The following is an 18,414-nucleotide window of genomic DNA, read 5'->3' on the forward strand; positions in this document are numbered from 1 at the left end:
ATAAACTTAGCAAAGGGATAACACATGAAGTTAGTTAAACGGATATCATATAGTGCCGTAGTATTGGCAATAAGCATGACGCTTAGCGGCTGTTTTTTGGAAGGCGATAACGGAGTACAAGGCCCTGCTGGAGAGCAAGGCTCGGTCGGTTCGCCTGGTGCAGATGGTTCAATGGGTGCAGATGGCCAAGATGCATCATTAGGGGTTCACATGGAACTGGTAGGGCGTATCCTACTCAACCCCAGCGATCCCAAAGGTGCAGCTGAAATAGTACAATTTCATGCTGCCAGCAAAATGATTTACGCGGTTAATAGTGCTGCTGAACAACCTACCATTGAAATGATAGATGCCTCTGCGTTAAGCACCGAGGCTTTAAGCAATCCTTTAACAGCCAACAACATGACGGCAATAGCGTTAGCATTGCCCTCTACGGCTAATAATATTGCCTTGGCAGGTCCAACAAGTGTCGCCGTTAATGGCGATTGGATGGCAGTAGCCGTGCCCGCTGACGCCAAAGCTAATAATGGTTTTGTGCTCTTCTACAACGGTTTAAACACTGCAACACCTGTGTTTGTTAAGGCGGTAGAGGTAGGTAACTTACCGGATATGGTGACTTTTAATGCCGCAGGCAATAAAGTACTTACGGCCAATGAAGGTGAGCCAAGCGGCGATTATGGCACCGATCCAGAAGGCTCAATCTCAGTCATTAATTTTACTGACAACATTCCAGCTGATACTGCAATTGCCATCACTTTTACAGCTTATAACGACAAACAAGCTGAATTGGTTGCTATGGGTATGCACTTTCCAAATCCCAGCGGTCGTACTATTAACGGTAAACTCATCACGACGACGATAGCCCAGGATTTAGAGCCAGAGTACATCACTATTAGCGGCAACACGGCTTATGTGAGCTTGCAAGAAAACAACGGCATAGCGATTGTAGATTTAACTGACAACTCAGTCTCTATCAAAGGACTTGGTTTTAAAGACTGGAGCCAATACCAACTGGATGGCATGGAAGACGGCACAGTCAGTTTTGGTCAATACCAAGATGTTTATGGTTTGTATATGCCTGACACCATAGCCTCGTTCTCATGGAAAGGTGCCAGTTTTATCGTCACTGCCAACGAAGGAGATGCACGGGAGTACTTCTTCGATACGCTTAATGCTGCAGGCGACCAAGACGAAGATTTATGCCTAGCCGCAGGGGGTCAAGACTTTGATTCAGGCGATGGTTGTTTGTCATTTACTGAAGAAACCCAAGCACGCCGACTTGACTTTGCTCCCGGTTCAAATCTTGACACCATTGCCGGCGGCGACCCCAGAAGCTCTGACTTTACCGCGAACCCCCTTGGGCGCTTAAACGTTACCAGTACCTTGGGTGACAGCAATAACGATGGCGAATACGAAGCTATTTACGCCTATGGTGCACGCTCATTTACCATTTGGGACAACAACGGTTTAGCCGTTTTTGACTCTGGCGATGACTTTGAGCGAATTACTGCATCCATCCATGGTAACGCCTTTAATAATGAAAACGATGAAAATGCGGGAGACGGTCGTTCAGCTAATAAAGGTCCAGAGCCCGAAGCATTGACCGTAGGCCAAGTAGGTGAGCGCACTTATGCCTTCATTGGTTTAGAGCGTATGGGTGGGATTTTTGTATACGACATTACTAATCCTTACAACGCCACCTTTGTGGACTATGTGATCAATCGTGATTTAACCGAAGGCGGCGCTCTTATGGGTGATAATGGACCAGAAGGCATGGTATTTGTTGATGCAGCAACTAGCCCGACAGGTAGGCCATTAGTTATTGTCGGCAACGAAATCAGCGGCACAGTTGCAGTTTGGCAAGTTGTTGCAAACTAAGTAGAGCTTTGAGCTTTGAGCTTCGAGCTTCGAGCTTCGAGCTTCGAGCTTCGAGCTTCGAGCAAATAGATTATTGACTCAAGTGAATAAGTAGGACAAGGATGTCTTGCTTTTATTTTCGAGTAATCGTTACGTTTTCTATTTTCTATTTTCTATTTTCTATTTTCTATTTTCTATTTTCTAACTCTTGTCTTTTTGCCAATACAGACCTAGCTAATAAACAATAATTGTTTGTTTTCACAATTACAGTGGCTATTTATTTCTTAACTTCTATTACAAATAATTTAATACTTGGCTATAGTTCGGGCAAATAACTATAGGAACTTTCATGTATCTATCAAGATTGATTTACGTTAGTACGCTAAGCGAAGGGTTTAACCAATCTTTACTGGAAAATATTCTCGACGTTTCCCGTAGAAACAATAGCAAAAACAAATTGACTGGAATGCTGTGTTTTCATCAGAAGTTTTTTTTACAATGTCTTGAAGGTCCACGGGCCAACGTCAACAGCACTTATAATAGAATTTTGAACGACAAACGCCATGAAAATGCCCATATATTAGACTTTCAAGAAATAGATGAACGCGTATTTGCCAGTTGGGCGATGGCTTATGTGCCAAGTTCCAGTTTAACTGAATCCCTTAATTTGAAATTTTCAGGCTCTAATCACTTCAACCCTTATGATATATCTGGAAAAAGTGCTTTTAAACTGATGCTTGAACTCAATAACTCATTAGTAAAGCTCTAACACTGCTAATTTATCTGAACTAATTTATGCATTTATTATCCTGATATTGCTGTGGAGAGGCTTGATGATAATACGCAAACACCCATGATATTCTTATGTTTAACGGTATTTATAATCGGGTTTTATTGAGAGTTTTACTTATTCTTTGCGCCACCCACCGTTGTTAGACAAAAGGCGCAAGAGGAGATAACCTGTTGGCTTTCATCAAATTATTTTTTGGATATTGACCATCCGTTTTTTATTATTGTTTTTATTTTCTTTTAGTTTTTGTGCTGTAAGCAAAGCGATTGACTTATCGACTGTTCCTAGTGAGTTATTCATTAATGAACACTTAAATATTCTACAAGACCCTAGTGCGGATTTGTCGTTCGAGCATGCTTTTAAACAATACACTCAAGGGAATTTCACCAAAAACGTGAATGAAAGAGTTAGCTTTGGATTTACTCACGATGTCATCTGGGCGTCAGTGTTAATCAATAATTCAACAGAGAAAGAAATAAAAAAGGTTATCTATCTGGATACTGCTTGGTTAGATCGTGCTAACTTCTTCTTCATTCGGCAGAATAAGGTAATAGAAACAGGTCTTATTGGAGATACATTACCCTTTAATATCAGAAAAAATCGAACCCGGATGTGGGCTCAACCACATACCTTTAAATCAGGCACCACCCAGGTGCTTATGCGTTTTGAATCAAAAGATCCTTTACTGATTCCGCTCTATTTATCTTCAGAAGAAGTCATAGAAAATAATCAAATTATTTCAAGCTATTTTTACGGGTTTATCTATGGCGCATTTTTCATTCTACTGGTTTACAACATCGCTCTTTCTTTAAGTTTAAAAGATGCTCGATATGTTTTCTATTCATTATATTTACTGTCATTTTTGAGTTTAAATATTGCTTACACTGGTCACGGTTTTAAATTTATTTGGCCAAACAATATATTCTTGCAGCAATGGTTAATGATAGTTTTTTTGTATTGTTACATTACTTTTGGTATGGCCTTTTGTTTTGAATTTCTGAAATTAAAGGTGTTTTTACCCAAAGTCTATCGGTTAAGACTTTGGATATACACTGGCTTGATTTCCGTAGCGGTATTGCTGTTTATACATGCAGACCAATTGCTTGCCGTTAAAGTGGGTGTAGCACTTACCTCGTTATTAGTAGTTATTTTTATGTCTTTAGGGTTATTAGCCTTAAAAAACGGCCATGGTATGGTTAAATTCTTTCTGCCTGCGGTATTGATGGGCGCAGGTGGAGCGGCCATTTCTGCAGCAACTACGTGGGGAGTCATTCCTTACAATACGCTGCTATTTCACAGCATTGAAGTGGGCATGTTGATTGAAATGTTTATCTTAGCTTTAGCCTTAGCATTTAATTTAAAAGAAATGGATAGAGCGCGCCTTACTGCTGAAGTTGAAGCACAAATAGACCACTTAACTCAGTTATTTAATCGCCGGGCTTTTGCCGCTGTTGTTAACCCCCAATGGCAACTAGGAGTCAGACATCAGCAAGAATTCTCGATGATCCTCCTGGATATCGATTGGTTTAAACAAATAAACGATGATTATGGCCATGCGGCGGGAGATGCAGCACTTAAAAGTATTGCTGGTGCCTTAAAACAGAAAATCAGAAAAAGTGATGTTTTAGCTCGTTGGGGAGGCGAAGAATTTATCATTTTTTTACCTAATACCAATAAATCTGCGGCAATGAATCTTGCTAATGTAATTCGCAAAATAATTGAAGAAACGACAGTTTTGCATGATGGGCGTTTACTATCAGTAACCGCTAGTTTCGGCGTGGCTGGGTATAATGAGCAAATGAAGAGTTTAGAGGATCTGATCAAACTTGCCGATGTTGCTTTGTATAAAGCGAAAAATAGCGGAAGAAATATTGTTTGTGAAATAGAAGAAATTCCCGAAGTAAAAAATACCCAAGCAATCCTGTAGACCGTGGTCTAAGTAACCCCAACTCGGGATAGTAATTGAATGGCAGAATAAAGGGTTGCCAAGCTTTCACCAACATAACTAAATAGGTGTTTGACTGACACCTTATCTACTTCGTATTCCTGTTGGCTCAAGTATAGTCCATTAGTTCAAAAAGCATGCCGTCAGCTTTTTGAACTAATGATAGCATCTAATAACTGTCACCTAATTTGCTAACCGCTTTACTTTAAAAAATTTGAGCTCTAAACCCAATGAGGTCAAATTTATTCAAGCATATTTATCGAAAAGCTCCGAGAAAACCCACTGATCGACGCGAAGCGGCGTCGGTGGGATGAATCGGGAGAACTAACCTTGCTCTTGAATGTATTTTCGGATGGTATCGGTAGAAGCATTGCCAACAGAGCAAACAAAATACCCATCAGACCAAAACGTTTTTTCAAACCAGAATTGCTTCTTGAGCCATTTGAATCTACCCCAGATACTTTGTGTTGTAGATTGCTTAATTCTCCGCACATAACTCGCCACACAAATGGAAGGCGATATCGTCAGCAGTATGTGAATATGATCCTTGTCCACTTCAATTTCTTCAACATTAAATTCAGAACGCGCTGAAATTTCGGTGATTTTTTGTTTTACAAAATCCCCCACAATGCCTTGAAGCAGTTGTTTCCTATATTTCACAACTAAGATTAAATGCAATGCTATTAGGTATTTGCAGTGTGATTTGGTTTGATATTCCATCTTGACAACCCATTTCTATACAGTAGTCTATACAGTATATGAAGAAGACACTCAGATACAATTACAGGCTGAGTCCTACGCCAGAGCAGGAGGCAAAACTCATCGAGTTTGGCGCGACAGCTCGCGGCATCTGGAATCTGTTATTGTCTGAAAATATGCGTCGATATGAGCATGATAAAACTTTTTTGTTCTACAAAGATATGGCCTCACTTCTCAAGGAATTAAAGCCATTCGAAGAGTTTGACTGGATTAAAGCGTTTGATTCAGCAGCAGCTCAACAGGTGGCCCGTGATTTAGAAACTGCTCTCAAGAACGCTTTTTCAAAGGGACGATTGCAGCGTTTCCCAAAGCATAAAATCTCATACAAAAAGAAAAAGCTTCATAACGACAGTTTTCGAGCCGTCAACAATTCCAATTGCATCCGCATCGAAGATAGCGCTATCAGCATTCCAAAAGTAGGTAAAATCCCGCTCATTTTACACCGTGATCTTGCGAGTAAAGTAAAAACCGTGACCGTTCAATATCGTCATGGAAAGTGGGAGTGTAGTATTACTCAAGAAGTGGAGTGTAAAGCAGCTAAACAAGTTTTAGAAAGTATTACAGGATTTGATATTAATTCGAAACAAACGGTTGTCGGGTCAAACGGCTTTGTCGCCGACAATCCGAAGTTTCTAAAGCAATCAAAGCAGAAGCTAAATCAATTGCAACGTCAGCTTGCACGCCGAAATAACGGCTCTAATCGCTGGCACAAAACCAAGCAGCGCATCAATAAATTGCACGGTAAAATCTCAAGGCAAAGGCTCGACTTTGCGCATAAAATTTCACGACAGATAACCAATGGAAATGACATTTTAGTGTTTGAAGATTTAAACGTTAAAGTGATGCAAAAGTTTAATGGCAGTATGGTAGCTGACAACGTTATGGGCTTAATCACTCAGCTTTCCAAATATAAAACAAAGCTTGAGGGTAAGCTCTACCATGAAATTGGACGCTTCGAAAAATCCACAGGGATTTGCAGTGAGTGCGGCCAGCGCCATGTACTTACATTGAACGATAGAAATTTCACTTGTGTAGCTTGTAGAGTTTGCCAAGATCGCGACTTATCTGCGGCTAAAAGCATCGCTGCTACAGGTGAATTAGATTTAATTGCGGCTGGGATCGTCGCAAGGGTAACCCCCGTATCTCAGCAGAAATCAGCGAGTAAAACGAAAGTCTTCGAGTTGTCGAAGTTTGCTGTTGGAACTGAGAAAAAAGAAGCAGCCTAGCCTTAATAGCTAGGTTGTAGAAGCCCATTGATCGACACGTAGTGGCGTCGATGGGTTGTTCACGTTTTATCATTTATCTTTAGCCGTCTTTAGTTCGTGACTAGAAGTTGCCAATTTGTCAGCTTAAATCTCGTATTTGTCTTTCATCAAATAGCCATATGCCACATCAAAGGCTATTTGTTGAAAACCTTTTAGACCGGTTTCAGCAAAGTCCAATGGCACTGGGTTACGTTTTATCGCATCTTTAATAGCTGTTGGCGCCATAATAACGGCGTCTACTTCTAAAATAAGCTCTAATGCTGCTTCCATTTTAAAACCCACGGCACCACCAGCAAATTTACCTTTCATCGGGCGTTCACGAATGACTATATGGTCAATTTTGTAATCTTGAACTAACTTTGCAAACGTCGCCTGAAAATAACGTAAATCTTTACTGGTCGCATTTTTCGGCAATGAAATTTTGCGGGCTCTACAATCAGGAATTTGAAATAACTCATTATCTAATGACAACAAACAAACATTTGCATCGTTTGCATTTAATTCTACGCCAATCACTTTCATATTTTTCTCAATAATTTAAGACTTCACTAGTTGGGGCGATTATAAACCACAAGACCGCACTACGGGTTAAACATTTTTAGACGCTTGCTTAAAATGCCCTATAATTGAGGGCGATTTATTACATTTAGCTAATACGCGGGGTAATATCACTGACAAAACTTGGTTTACCGAAAAAGTAGCCTTGGCCTATGCGGCAACCCAGCTCAAATAATTTCTGTGCTTGTGCTTCGGTTTCTATTCCTTCAGCAATAACGTTTTTCTCAAGACTATGACACATTGAAATTAGCCCTTTAATGACCAATTCGTTGCGTCTATCGTCCAACATAGTCGCGACAAATGAACGATCGATTTTAACAAAATCCATATCTAATTCACGCAAGTAGGCAAAAGAACTCATACCGGTTCCAAAGTCATCAATTGATAGTTTTATACCCAATGAATGTAACTGGGCAAAAGCGTTCTGGGTGATTTTAATATCTGCCATACTGGCACTTTCAGTCAATTCTACCTCCAACAAATGAGCAGGTACTTGATAGTGGTCTAATTGCTGTTTGAAAAAAGGTACTAATTCAACATCAGTCAAATTATAGGCAGATAAGTTTATTGATATAGGGATAGATTTACCGCCGGCCAACCATTCACTAGCTTGGCGTATCGCCTCAGTGATCACAAAACGACTGAAGCTGTGTATGGTGCCACTTTGCTCTATTAAATCAATGAATTCGGCCGGACTTAGCAAGCCTTCAACTGGGTGTTGCCATCGGGCTAACGCTTCGAGCCCTATTAATTTGCCGTCTGGTAAGGACACTTTCGGTTGATATACCAAGATAAATTGTTGTGATTCTATGGCTTGACTTAACTGACCGCGTAAAAGTACCTGTCGCTCACTAAAGTCAGGTAACTGCTTCTGATAAAACTCGAAGCCAGTGCGTAATTTTTTTGCTTGATACATAGCAATATCAGCATGTTTAAACAGGGTATCTAGGATTTCACCATCTTGCGGATAATAGGCAACTCCGATACTCGCTCCGACTTCAAACTGTGTATTTGCTAATGGAACTGGCTGACCACAGCAAATTAAAATTGCTGACACTAAGGGTATTACATCCCTCGAATCATCTAAATTAAGCAAAATAACAAACTCGTCACCACCATAACGGACCAACACATCTTTTTTAGTTATGGCTTCTTTTAAACGCAGCGCAATAACCTGAATTAACTGATCGCCCGTAGTGTGACCAAAGGTATCGTTTACATCTTTAAATTTATTCAGGTCGATCATCAATAAAGCGGAAGAGTTTACGTCAGTTGAAAGCTCTGTATTTTTTCGTTCTGCATGCTGAGAATTAAAGAACTCTACTAAGTAAGTGCGATTTTTCAAACCAGTGAGTGAGTCATGCATAGCTAGGTAAGCCAATTTTTCATTATTCTGTTCGAAGCGTTTAGTAATGAGTGCAGACATCACTAGAGCGGCCCATATTGCCAGCCAGAAGGTTAAAAATGCGGTAATCGACAAGCGATTGGCAATATAGTCTAAGGCATCTTCTAAACCACTAATTTTACGTACCACTAGTAAGGAAAATGTATTGTCTGATGAACGTTGAAATTGCCAAACCAGATGTTGGTCATTGACGTCCATTGCGCCATTGGCATTTATGGGAAAGTTCAGCATACCCAGCTCTTCTATTATCTGAGTAGTATCTACCGTGTTGCGAATTTGATACTGCAATTTGTTATTTACCAATATCTCGACTGCCACAAGGTCACTTTCAAGGCTTTGATAAAATGGGGCATTTAGCACTGCTGTTAATAGTTTATCAGGGTCTTCTATTTCACTATACAGACCTTCCAGTTCGCCAAAAACCCACTGAAACTGTTTATTAAATTCTTTTACTTCGGTTGATTCAGCTAAATCACTAGCTAGACGATATGCCACCACAATAAAAATTATTGAAACTGCAATGGCTAAACTAATAGAGCCTACTAGCAGCCTGCGCCGTAAGCTCGTATCAGAAATTGAAACATCTAGATTAGACAATATAAATCCTTAACAACAATCAGTCTTTGAAAGTAGAAATATTTGCTAATTTGTAGACAGGGCACCAGCCAATGGCAAAGGAAATTAAATTTAAAACCGCGAAAACAATAATAAGAGTTTGCAATAATACATCTCCGATTTTATCCGCCCAAAACACTGCAAATATAATCAAAGCAACGCTTAAAACACCTCTAATAACACGATCTAACTTACACAAATTCATTTTAGGAAGGGTCATAGTTGTTCATCACTCACTTATAAATAAGGGTTGTTATTGAAACAGCAAAAATGAGTATAACTTAATATATCAGTATTTAGCTGTATTATCTGACGCCCCAAATATTCAACAATATCCTGAACAAGAAACCGTTAAGAACCTGTAGAAAAACTGTGACTTTATTAATATCGTTTACCTAAGTCTTGGATACTTTAAAAGATGCAATTCTCCGCTACAGCTTTTGGCCTCTGTGCACAGCCAACATTTGGAATGAATAGACTAAAAGTTAAATTAAAAAAGGCCCCAAAAGTCTTACGACTTAAGGAGCCCTTTAACGGGACCTATTGCTGTTTAGTAGAATGAATAGTTAAAGTTCAACATATATGACGGACCAAACTGGCGACGCAGAGTAACGATACCATTATCATCTACCGTTTCTTCATCAACGTCAGTCAAATTAGTACCCTGCAGCGACACACGCAGACCATTTAAATAATCTACGTCTGAATCTTCAAAGTCATAAGAGATTTGTGCATCAACCAGTGTTACGCCGTTGCGAGTAGCCGTTTCGATCTTGTTTGATCCACCACGTTGATAGGTAGAAAAGCCAGAGCGATCAGTACCTGCAACACGCACCTCAAAACCACCCATGGCATAATATGCTGTCAATGAATAGGTTCGATCTGACTGACCTGGAATAGGTGAGCCGTCTTCTAGTTTGGCATTAATTAAGGTACCTGAGGCCGCAATACCAAAACCATCAAGTGCATCAGAAATAACATTCATTGGAATATTAGCGGTTAATTCAGCACCTTTAACCGTACCGGTCAAACCATCTTCAAAATAAGAGAAGGTGCCAAAGTTTGGCGGCGTTACCGTGTCACCTGCGTTATATTGTACGTTAGCTGGTCCATATAAGCCTGTGTTAGATACTACGCGGTCATGGAAGCCAGGGATAAAATAATCAGCACCGTTGTTAGTTTCGTCATTTCTAAAATCAATCAGCAAATTGCCATCACGGGTCCAGTTAACCAAGTCTTTATAAAACAAAGCTAAAGATACGTAACCTTCGTCTTCAAAGTAGTTTTCAAATGATAAATCAACGTTGTTAGACTCAAGTGGCTTAAGTAAGGGATTACCGGCGAATTTAGACCAAGGTGAGCCGTATTCTTCTACTGCTGCCTGTGTATTAGGAATCGAAATTAAATCTATGTTTTGGTCAAATTTAACAAAACCAGAGGCTTTCATTTGGTCGATACGTGCCCGGCTAATGGTTTTATTGGCAGCAAAACGCACAAACTGATTGTCACCCACTTCAACACTAACGTTTAAGCTAGGCAATACGTGGCTGTAATCTGTGCCCAACGTAGTGCCGCAATCCGCATCAATTTGTTGGTTGTTATCGGCGTCACACACTGCGAAGTTAGAGCCTACAACACCGGTATAACCTGAAGAGCTCTGGTCGGTGCTGACATATTGCACACCCACATTCCCCATTACTGGAAAATCACCCAACTCGGTTGCAAAATCTGCTTTTATATAAAGAGTTGTTACTTCTTCATCAATAACATAGGTATCACCCAAGCGGTCAGGCTCCAATAAACCCGCATCATTTAGCGTGTAAGTACCGTCTTCATAAGGTGCAAAACCGTCATAGGCCACCACATAACCCAAACCAGCCCAGGTTAAATCGGCTAAACCATTGTATAAGTAAGAACTTGGTATAGCACTAGACAGGGGATAAGATTCTGCTGTGGCAAAGAAACCCTTGTTTTCTTTTTCTTTATTGCGGTCGCTGTAATTAATGCCCGCTGTAATCTGGGTGAATAAATCACCTTCAAGCAAACCTACTACTTCAAATTTAACTGTAGTCAGTTTTTCACTGAAATCGGCGTAGTTTAAGAAACCGTCTTGTGCGTTAAAGTAGCTGTAAGGATCACCATTGGCTTTTGTTACATCAGTTTCAAATTGAGAAGCCAAATTAGCTAAACCACCGCCCCACTCTTGTGGACCAGCAAGTTGCAAAGCTGCGGGATCAGAAAAAGCATCTAAACCCGTCGAGTTAGTGAAAAATATACCATCTGGGCTCATCTCAAAACTACGCGTACCGAAGCCATCGTTTGTTAAGGCACCGTTGCGGGCCAAGCCAGAATATGACTCACCACGTAAATCACGTTTAGTCGATTTACTTTTGGCGACATCTATTTCAACTGACCAATCATTATTAATATTGTATTCAACATTTAAGCCGAAAATCTTTAAGTCACCGTCTTTTTGTGCAGGGTCAGTTCTTAATACTGGGTTAGCACCAACTTGTGTACCAGTAGAATTGGTCCCTGAACCACTCACGTTGGTAGCATTAAAGGGTTCAATAAAACCGCGGATTACACCAGAATCAGAATAGTCTATGTTCAGGGCATCAATAACTATATCGAGGTCATCAGTAGGTTGGAATTGTAATATGGCTGAAATGGTGTCGCGTTTAAGTTCAGTGCTGATAGCTTGGGTATCTAGACCGCTAGGCAATATTTGACCAGCATCATTCTCACTGTAACCCCACACTCCGTATTTACGTTGGTTGTTAGGCGACTTTGATGTAGCCAACGCTACGGCTAAACCAATAGTATCGTCAGCAAACTTTTCAACAAACGACAAAGACAAACGGTGTCCTTTATTATCAAATTCAGGGTTGTCCGCACTGCTGCCACTTAATTCGTAATTGCCGTTTAAGGTCAAGGTTTCTTGGGCTTGTAGGGGACGTGCGGTTTGTAAATCAACTGTACCACCAATGCCTTGCACCATTAAGCTTGCATCAGTTGTTTTATAGATGGTAGCACCGGTCATAATTTCTGAAGGGTACAAATCGTATTCAACGCCACGATTGTCACCGATGCCAATCAATTCGCGGCCATTTAATGAGGTACCGGTAAAATCTTCTTTAAAACCGCGTACCGAAATACCAGACTTACGGCCACCCACACGCTCACCTGATAAACCTGGTAATCTTGAAAGAGATTCGGCAATGGATGAATCAGGCAACTTACCAATATCTTCGGCTGAAAGCGCTTCAACAATCGATGCATTATCTTGTTTAACGGCTTGCGCTCTTATAAGTGAGCCGCGTATACCAGAAACAGCAATAACTTCAACATCACTCTCTGCTGGAGTTTCTTGTGCTGTAGCTAAGCCTGTTAATAAGGCAGTGGAAACAGCAAAGCTGAGCATTGCTGGTTTAAATTTATGTGATTTTTTCATTGTGTATCCTCATTCATGTCCCGAAAACAGCATTTCATTAACATCTCCCGTTAAAAGTACGTTACAAAGATGTAAAGATCAAGCTTTTTGTTAATTTTTCTTAATTGATTAAGAAGGCATTAAATATAGCTATTAAGATATTTGTTGCGCAAAATAACCATAAATACTTAAACGTTTTAAAAAGAGAGAAAAACAAAAGAAGGCGACATTAGAAGCAAGGAATAAACCTGAAACGAAAGTGATATTGTAAAAAATTTTAAAATGAAGGAGCTACTAGGGCATTGTAGTCACGCCAGCTGACTACAATGTCTATTCATTAAATTACTCAAGGCTTAGCTAAAATGAGTGCAAGCCCGCCAAATAAGCCTGAATGTTGCCCTAAACCTGGTAAGCAAATAATGTTGTGCAAGGAACTGCCCTGCGGAAATGTGACATATTCAGCTAGCGATGTTTGTGTATAAGCAATGACCTTATCTAACAAATTAGGTTTAGCCATAACACCACCACCAAATACGATTTTTTCGGCACTATAACCAACAATTAAGTTATGGCACAGGCGCGCTAATACTTGCGCTTGAATATCCCAAGCTTGATGATCATCAGATAAAGTCTCGGCAGATTGTTGCCATATTTTACCCATAGCCGTGCCTGAAGCTAAACCCTCAACACAGTTACCATGAAAAGGGCAAGCACCTTGAATACCCTCTGGTGCCGGGATCAACATATGGCCAATTTCTGGATGAATCAATCCATGTAATGGAGTACCATTAACAATAACCCCGCCCCCAACACCTGTACCGATGGTGATATAAATACTAACAGAAGTGTTTTGCGCAGCGCCCCAATGGTGCTCGGCTAACGCGGCCGCATTAACATCAGTATCGATAAAAACTTCACAATCCAGTCCATCCTTTAGCCTAGAAAGGATGGCGGTATTACTCCAATTAGGTTTTGGCGTTGCCGTGATATGACCAAAGGTGCTCGAGCGCGGGTTTAAATCCACAGGACCAAAGCAGGCTAATCCCAACTTATCAAAGTAAAAAGTAGTCCGTTGTTGTTGGAAAAACTCGATAACCAAAGCCAAAGTTTCATCAGGTTCGGTGGTGGCGATACGAGTTTGTGCATGCAAGTTACGCTGCTCATCAACAATGGCGCAGTTAAACTTAGTGCCACCAGCTTCTATCACCGCATAGTAGTTCTTTTGCATCATGTTATTAGTGCCCATATTCAGCAGCCTCCACCTCAGCTAAACGTTTTTCGGTTGGATTAAACAAATAGTTATACAATAGCCCCGCGAATAATATGGCAGTAAACACTGTCGCCACTATAAAGCCATACTTTGCATCACCACCATAGGCATCACTAATAACGCCCATAATAAATGGTCCAGCTGCGGCTCCTGCTGCGGTAAAAAACAAAATAACACCGGCTACAGTGCCATGTTCGTGTTTTCCAAAGCAACTTATACCCTTGGAATTAAAGGTGGGATAAATCACCGACATAAATAATCCGGTTAAGGGAAAGGAATAAAGTGCCAGTGTTTTACCACCAATAAGTCCGACAACAAAACACAGCATGATGGCAAAACTAAACAACATCAGCACCAAAGACCAATTATAACGCTGCATCATCCAAATTCCGACAAATCGACCGGCCGCTCGCAATGAGAAAAATACAGATACGGCGTACATAGCTAACATTTTGTCTGGGCCGTCAGTATAACAAGCAAAGGTATCGCTTAGACTTGATGCATCACAGACTAAGTAACTTGGCATCCACACATAAATCGCACTTTCAGCAGCCACATATAAAAATGCTCCCAGTGAAAAGCCCATTGCATAGGGGTTTTTTAACAATTTTATACTGCTCATAAAATTCATAGCGTCTTGCTTAGAGCTTTGCTTTTGGTGAACTGGGTAGTCAACCTTCCAAGCGAGTAAGATTAATAGAGTGCACATGCCACCAGCCAGAACATAAAGTAATTTCCAGTCAACGCCTTCTCTTACCATCCACGCCACAATAAGGGGCCCGATAATGGCGCCAATACCAAAAAAAGCCTCAGCCCCATTCATGGTGCCAGTATGCTCCTTAGTAGAACGTGAAATATCACCAATAAGCGCTAGCGCAGCGGTCTTAAAGACCCCAACCGCTAAGCCTGACAGAGTAATAAGACCCAATATAAAAGCGAAGCTATTGGCCGCCAAAAAGAAATAACATGAAAGAGCAAACAGGCTAAGGCCCAACATAATGGTGAACTTTCGGCCAAATTTATCTGCTAGAAAGCCCAAGAATAATCCAGAAAAAGCGATACCTATCATAAATAATGAATGCAGCAAACTTGCTTCTGTGTTGCTTACGTCAAATTCTCGTTTTACTTCCTTGATGATCTCTCCTACCGAGTCAGACGTCATAGCAAACATCATAAACATCAGATAAGTCAGCCAACGAATAAGCGTAGTGTTATTGGCAACGTGATTGTCTTTCATTGCTTATTACCCTTAAATTCTGTTTAAAAACGTTAATGTTAAACTTCAATGTGTGAGCTGCAGGTAATCTTAAGTCAAAATTACCTTAACCGTTACTTGCCTAAAAAACTTAATCGTTTAAGATCTTACTGAATTACATTAACAAATCAAACTTTATTTGTAAATAGCTTGTAAAAATAACTATTCAAAGTATTTACATTAGAGGGAAAAAGTACTATTAATGACCATAAGCAGTTTTAACTTAAACGTATTAGAAGATTATTTAATTATGAATTTACATCTAGAAAGTCAACGTTCATTGAATCGCATCATGTCGAGCCTTGATCGTTCACAGTTATCAAAAACTGATATGGCCGTGTTTGAAGCCAGACTCAATACTGAATTCCCTCGACTGTTTGAGTTGTTATTTCAATTGTATGGTCATCGCTATGACTTTTATTACTATTTACAACAACTGGTCGACACCTTAGCCCAAGGCTACAGTCAGCGCTCGAGAGCCCTTAAAAATAAAGACAAAAAACGTTTAAATGAGCCACATTGGTATCAATCTCAAAATATGCTAGGTATGGCTTGCTATGTCGACTTATTCGCCGGCGATTTAGTAAAGTTGCAAGGTAAAATTCCTTACTTAAAAGAGCTTGGAATAACGTATTTGCACTTGATGCCATTATACGATGTACCCAAAGGAGACAGTGATGGCGGCTATGCGGTGTCAGATTATCGTAAGGTCAATGAGAAACTTGGTAGTATTGACGATCTCAAAACCCTCGCCAAAGCACTTGAAAAAGCGGGGATTAGTTTGGTTCTGGATTTCGTTTTTAACCATACCTCTGACGAACATCGCTGGGCAATGGCGGCAAAAGAGGGTATCAGTGAATTCACTGAGTTTTATCACATGTTTGATGACCGCACTCTGCCTGACCAATATGAGCACAACTTACGCGAAATATTCCCACAAGTAAGACGAGGTAACTTTACCTGGAACGAACCAGCCAAAAAGTGGGTATGGACCACCTTTAATAGTTTTCAGTGGGATTTAAATTACTCCAACCCTGCAGTTTTTAATGCCATAACTGATGAAATGCTATTTCTAGCTAATTTAGGCTGTGAAGCACTGCGCCTTGATGCCTTGGCATTTATCTGGAAAGAAATGGGTACCAGCTGTGAAAATCAAGACAAAGCTCATACCTTGATCCAGGCCTTCAATAGTTGTCTGCAGATAAGTGCGCCAGCTGTGGTATTTAAATCAGAAGCCATAGTACATCCTGATGAAGTGCTCAAATACATTGATAAACAAGAGTGTCAGCTCTCTTATAACCCTCTACTTATGGCCTTGGTATGGGAAAGTTTAGCGACACGCAAAACGCAATTATTAACTGAGTCAATGCGTAAAAGTTTTGCCATTTCTAATCACTGTGCCTGGGCAAATTATATTCGCAGCCATGATGATATTGGCTGGACTTTCGATGATGCTGTCGCCCAAAAATTAGGCATAAATGGCAATGACCATCGTTACTTTCTCAATCAATTTTATACTGGGCGTTTTGAAGGTTCATTTGCTAGTGGCGTAGCTTTTGGTGAAAACCCAAGCACAGGCGATTGTAGGGTGTGCGGCTCGTTAGCCTCGCTCGCGGGCTTAGAAAGTGCTATTCAACACAACCATGCACAAAATATCGATCATGCAGTCAAACGTATACTCCTGATACACAGCATTATTTTGAGTATTGGTGGGGTGCCATTACTTTACTCAGGCGACGAATTAGGTTTGTTAAATGACTACTCCTATCAACAAGATATCAATAAAAAACACGATGATCGCTGGGTTCACAGAATTGCCTTAACTGACAGTGCCATTCTACAAGCTAGCCATCCACAAGCGGCGCAATACAAAATTTCTCAGGGTTTGCATCACTTGATTAAAATTCGTCAGCAGCACGCTATTTTTGGCCAAGCTGAAACGCAAATTTTAGACTGTGATAATTCACATGTGTTTGTTTTTACTCGACATAATAGCGAAGGCAAAACTCTACTTGTACTGTGTAATTTCAGTGAGTTTGAGCAACACATAGACAGTAAAATCATGGATCAACTTTATGATTCTACTGGCAAGGATCTGATTACCCAACAAGACATAAGGTGTTCAAATGGACATCTATCCTTATTGCCTTACCAAGCGATGTGGATAGTGTAGACCAACGGCGTCAAGCGAGGCCTATTTACACGTTTGGCGCACAACTAAACGGGTCGAAAGTACCACATTATCTTGCGCATTTCCTGCGAGCAACATAGTGGCCGCTAATCGACCTTTTTCCATACTTTGTTGACAGACTGTGGTCAATGCTGGAGTGCTGCGGGATGCTTCAGGTATATCATCAAAACCTGTTACTTGTAGTTGTAATGGGATAGTAATATTCAATTCATTTGCCACTCGCAGTGCTGCAAGGGCTATCACATCACTCATGCACAACAATATATTAGGTAAGGGGCTGGAAGTAAGTGCTTCACGTGCAGCAATTTCTGCATACTCTGGCGAGTTAATCGGGATATGCCAAATCCTATCGGGGTTAATAGCGATATTTTTAGCTTGGCTTGCCCGCAGATAACCATTCAGGCGACTGCGTGATATCTCGCCACTGGATATCACTAAATCATCGGCCGTTAAGCGACAAACTCGTGCAGAATCAATTAATCTTAAACCCAAGACTGCTATATTGGCTTTATCTTCTTTAGCCAAGGCGTGCTGAGCGATGGTAAAAGCGCCTTGCTCATTATCAATATTAACTGAACCTGTTTCAGCATATTCAAAGTCTACCGCGACTACCGGTTTGCCGGTACGTCGCACATGTTTAAAGGCGTTACCTTTTAAGGCCCCATATAAAATAAAACCATCAGGTAGCGACTCTGCACTACTTTGCTCAGCGGAAGCGACACCACTAGACAGCAACAATAACTGTTTTTGTTTTTCTACCAAGACTTCGGCAATACCCTGCAATAGCTGATTAGCAACAGGATCAGAAAAGCTGTAACTCAAGGAGTCTGCCAGCATTACGCCAATAACCCCAGATTCACCACGACGCAAAGACCGAGCGGCTAAATTAGGCCCGTAATATCCCAGTTCTTCAGATTCTTTTAAAATACGCTCGCGTAATTTAGCTGATAATTGGTCCGGGCGATTAAATGCATTAGATACCGTGGCGGTAGAAACGCCTAATTGCTTGGCGACCTGTTTTAAATTGAGTTTCACGTGACAACATACTCGATTGATACTCTGCTATCTAACAAG

General features: G+C 40.6%; 13 protein-coding genes. 5 read left to right on the forward strand and 8 right to left on the reverse strand.

Annotated elements, in window-relative coordinates; genetic code table 11:
- Nucleotides 1-24 precede the first annotated feature (24 nt).
- The 3 genes from ABKW31_RS15955 to ABKW31_RS15965 all read left to right on the forward strand — a co-directional run bounded on the left by ABKW31_RS15955 (nucleotide 25) and on the right by ABKW31_RS15965 (nucleotide 4,571).
- On the forward strand, nucleotides 25-1,875 hold the full coding sequence (locus ABKW31_RS15955) for a choice-of-anchor I family protein (protein ID WP_348617564.1): 1,851 nt from the start codon (nucleotides 25-27) through the stop codon (nucleotides 1,873-1,875).
- Between the two features lie 328 nt (nucleotides 1,876-2,203).
- The gene (locus tag ABKW31_RS15960) at nucleotides 2,204-2,623 is read left to right on the forward strand and encodes a BLUF domain-containing protein (protein ID WP_348617565.1); all 420 of its coding nucleotides are present in this window, start codon (nucleotides 2,204-2,206) and stop codon (nucleotides 2,621-2,623) included.
- 244 nt (nucleotides 2,624-2,867) lie between these two features.
- A complete protein-coding gene (locus ABKW31_RS15965) occupies nucleotides 2,868-4,571 on the forward strand; it encodes a diguanylate cyclase (RefSeq protein ID WP_348617566.1) in 1,704 nt (567 codons plus the stop codon).
- A 342-nt stretch (nucleotides 4,572-4,913) separates the two neighbouring features.
- Here the strand turns inward: ABKW31_RS15965 and tnpA are convergent, their stop codons facing one another.
- Entirely contained in the window at nucleotides 4,914-5,309 is a 396-nt protein-coding gene (tnpA, locus tag ABKW31_RS15970; protein ID WP_348617567.1) for an IS200/IS605 family transposase, read from the reverse strand.
- Between the two features lie 38 nt (nucleotides 5,310-5,347).
- Between tnpA and ABKW31_RS15975 the strand changes: the two genes are divergently transcribed.
- Nucleotides 5,348-6,574 carry a transposase gene (locus ABKW31_RS15975; RefSeq protein WP_348617568.1) on the forward strand — a complete coding sequence of 409 codons (1,227 nt, stop codon included), beginning with the start codon at nucleotides 5,348-5,350 and terminating at the stop codon, nucleotides 6,572-6,574.
- A 123-nt stretch (nucleotides 6,575-6,697) separates the two neighbouring features.
- Here ABKW31_RS15975 and ABKW31_RS15980 read toward each other — a convergent pair whose 3' ends face one another.
- The 6 genes from ABKW31_RS15980 to ABKW31_RS16005 form a co-directional block, all read right to left on the reverse strand.
- Nucleotides 6,698-7,135: a DUF3010 family protein gene (locus ABKW31_RS15980; protein WP_348617569.1), complete on the reverse strand. Its 438-nt coding sequence runs from the start codon at nucleotides 7,133-7,135 to the stop codon at nucleotides 6,698-6,700.
- 124 nt (nucleotides 7,136-7,259) lie between these two features.
- Nucleotides 7,260-9,173 (reverse strand): bifunctional diguanylate cyclase/phosphodiesterase, encoded by a 1,914-nt coding sequence (locus ABKW31_RS15985; RefSeq protein ID WP_348617570.1) that lies wholly within the window; start codon nucleotides 9,171-9,173, stop codon nucleotides 7,260-7,262.
- Between the two features lie 19 nt (nucleotides 9,174-9,192).
- Nucleotides 9,193-9,411, reverse strand: coding sequence for a DUF2892 domain-containing protein (locus ABKW31_RS15990; RefSeq protein ID WP_348617571.1), 219 nt, complete (start codon nucleotides 9,409-9,411; stop codon nucleotides 9,193-9,195).
- A gap of 330 nt (nucleotides 9,412-9,741) precedes the next feature.
- Nucleotides 9,742-12,645 carry a TonB-dependent receptor gene (locus ABKW31_RS15995; protein WP_348617572.1) on the reverse strand — a complete coding sequence of 968 codons (2,904 nt, stop codon included), beginning with the start codon at nucleotides 12,643-12,645 and terminating at the stop codon, nucleotides 9,742-9,744.
- Between the two features lie 325 nt (nucleotides 12,646-12,970).
- A complete protein-coding gene (locus ABKW31_RS16000) occupies nucleotides 12,971-13,870 on the reverse strand; it encodes an ROK family protein (protein WP_348617573.1) in 900 nt (299 codons plus the stop codon).
- Complete coding sequence (locus ABKW31_RS16005) at nucleotides 13,860-15,074, reverse strand: MFS transporter (protein ID WP_348617641.1); 1,215 nt, start codon at nucleotides 15,072-15,074, stop codon at nucleotides 13,860-13,862. The genes ABKW31_RS16000 and ABKW31_RS16005 overlap by 11 nt, the downstream gene beginning before the upstream one ends.
- 325 nt (nucleotides 15,075-15,399) lie before the next feature.
- Here ABKW31_RS16005 and ABKW31_RS16010 point away from each other — a divergent pair, with 325 nt between their 5' ends.
- Entirely contained in the window at nucleotides 15,400-17,322 is a 1,923-nt protein-coding gene (locus tag ABKW31_RS16010; protein ID WP_348617642.1) for an alpha-amylase family protein, read from the forward strand.
- A gap of 21 nt (nucleotides 17,323-17,343) precedes the next feature.
- Here the strand turns inward: ABKW31_RS16010 and ABKW31_RS16015 are convergent, their stop codons facing one another.
- Nucleotides 17,344-18,375, reverse strand: coding sequence for a LacI family DNA-binding transcriptional regulator (locus tag ABKW31_RS16015; protein WP_348617574.1), 1,032 nt, complete (start codon nucleotides 18,373-18,375; stop codon nucleotides 17,344-17,346).
- Between the last annotated feature and the right edge of the window lie 39 nt (nucleotides 18,376-18,414).

Origin of the sequence: Paraglaciecola sp. 25GB23A, assembly GCF_040012495.1 — a bacterium.
In the GTDB taxonomy this organism is placed as follows: Bacteria; Pseudomonadota; Gammaproteobacteria; order Enterobacterales; family Alteromonadaceae; genus Paraglaciecola.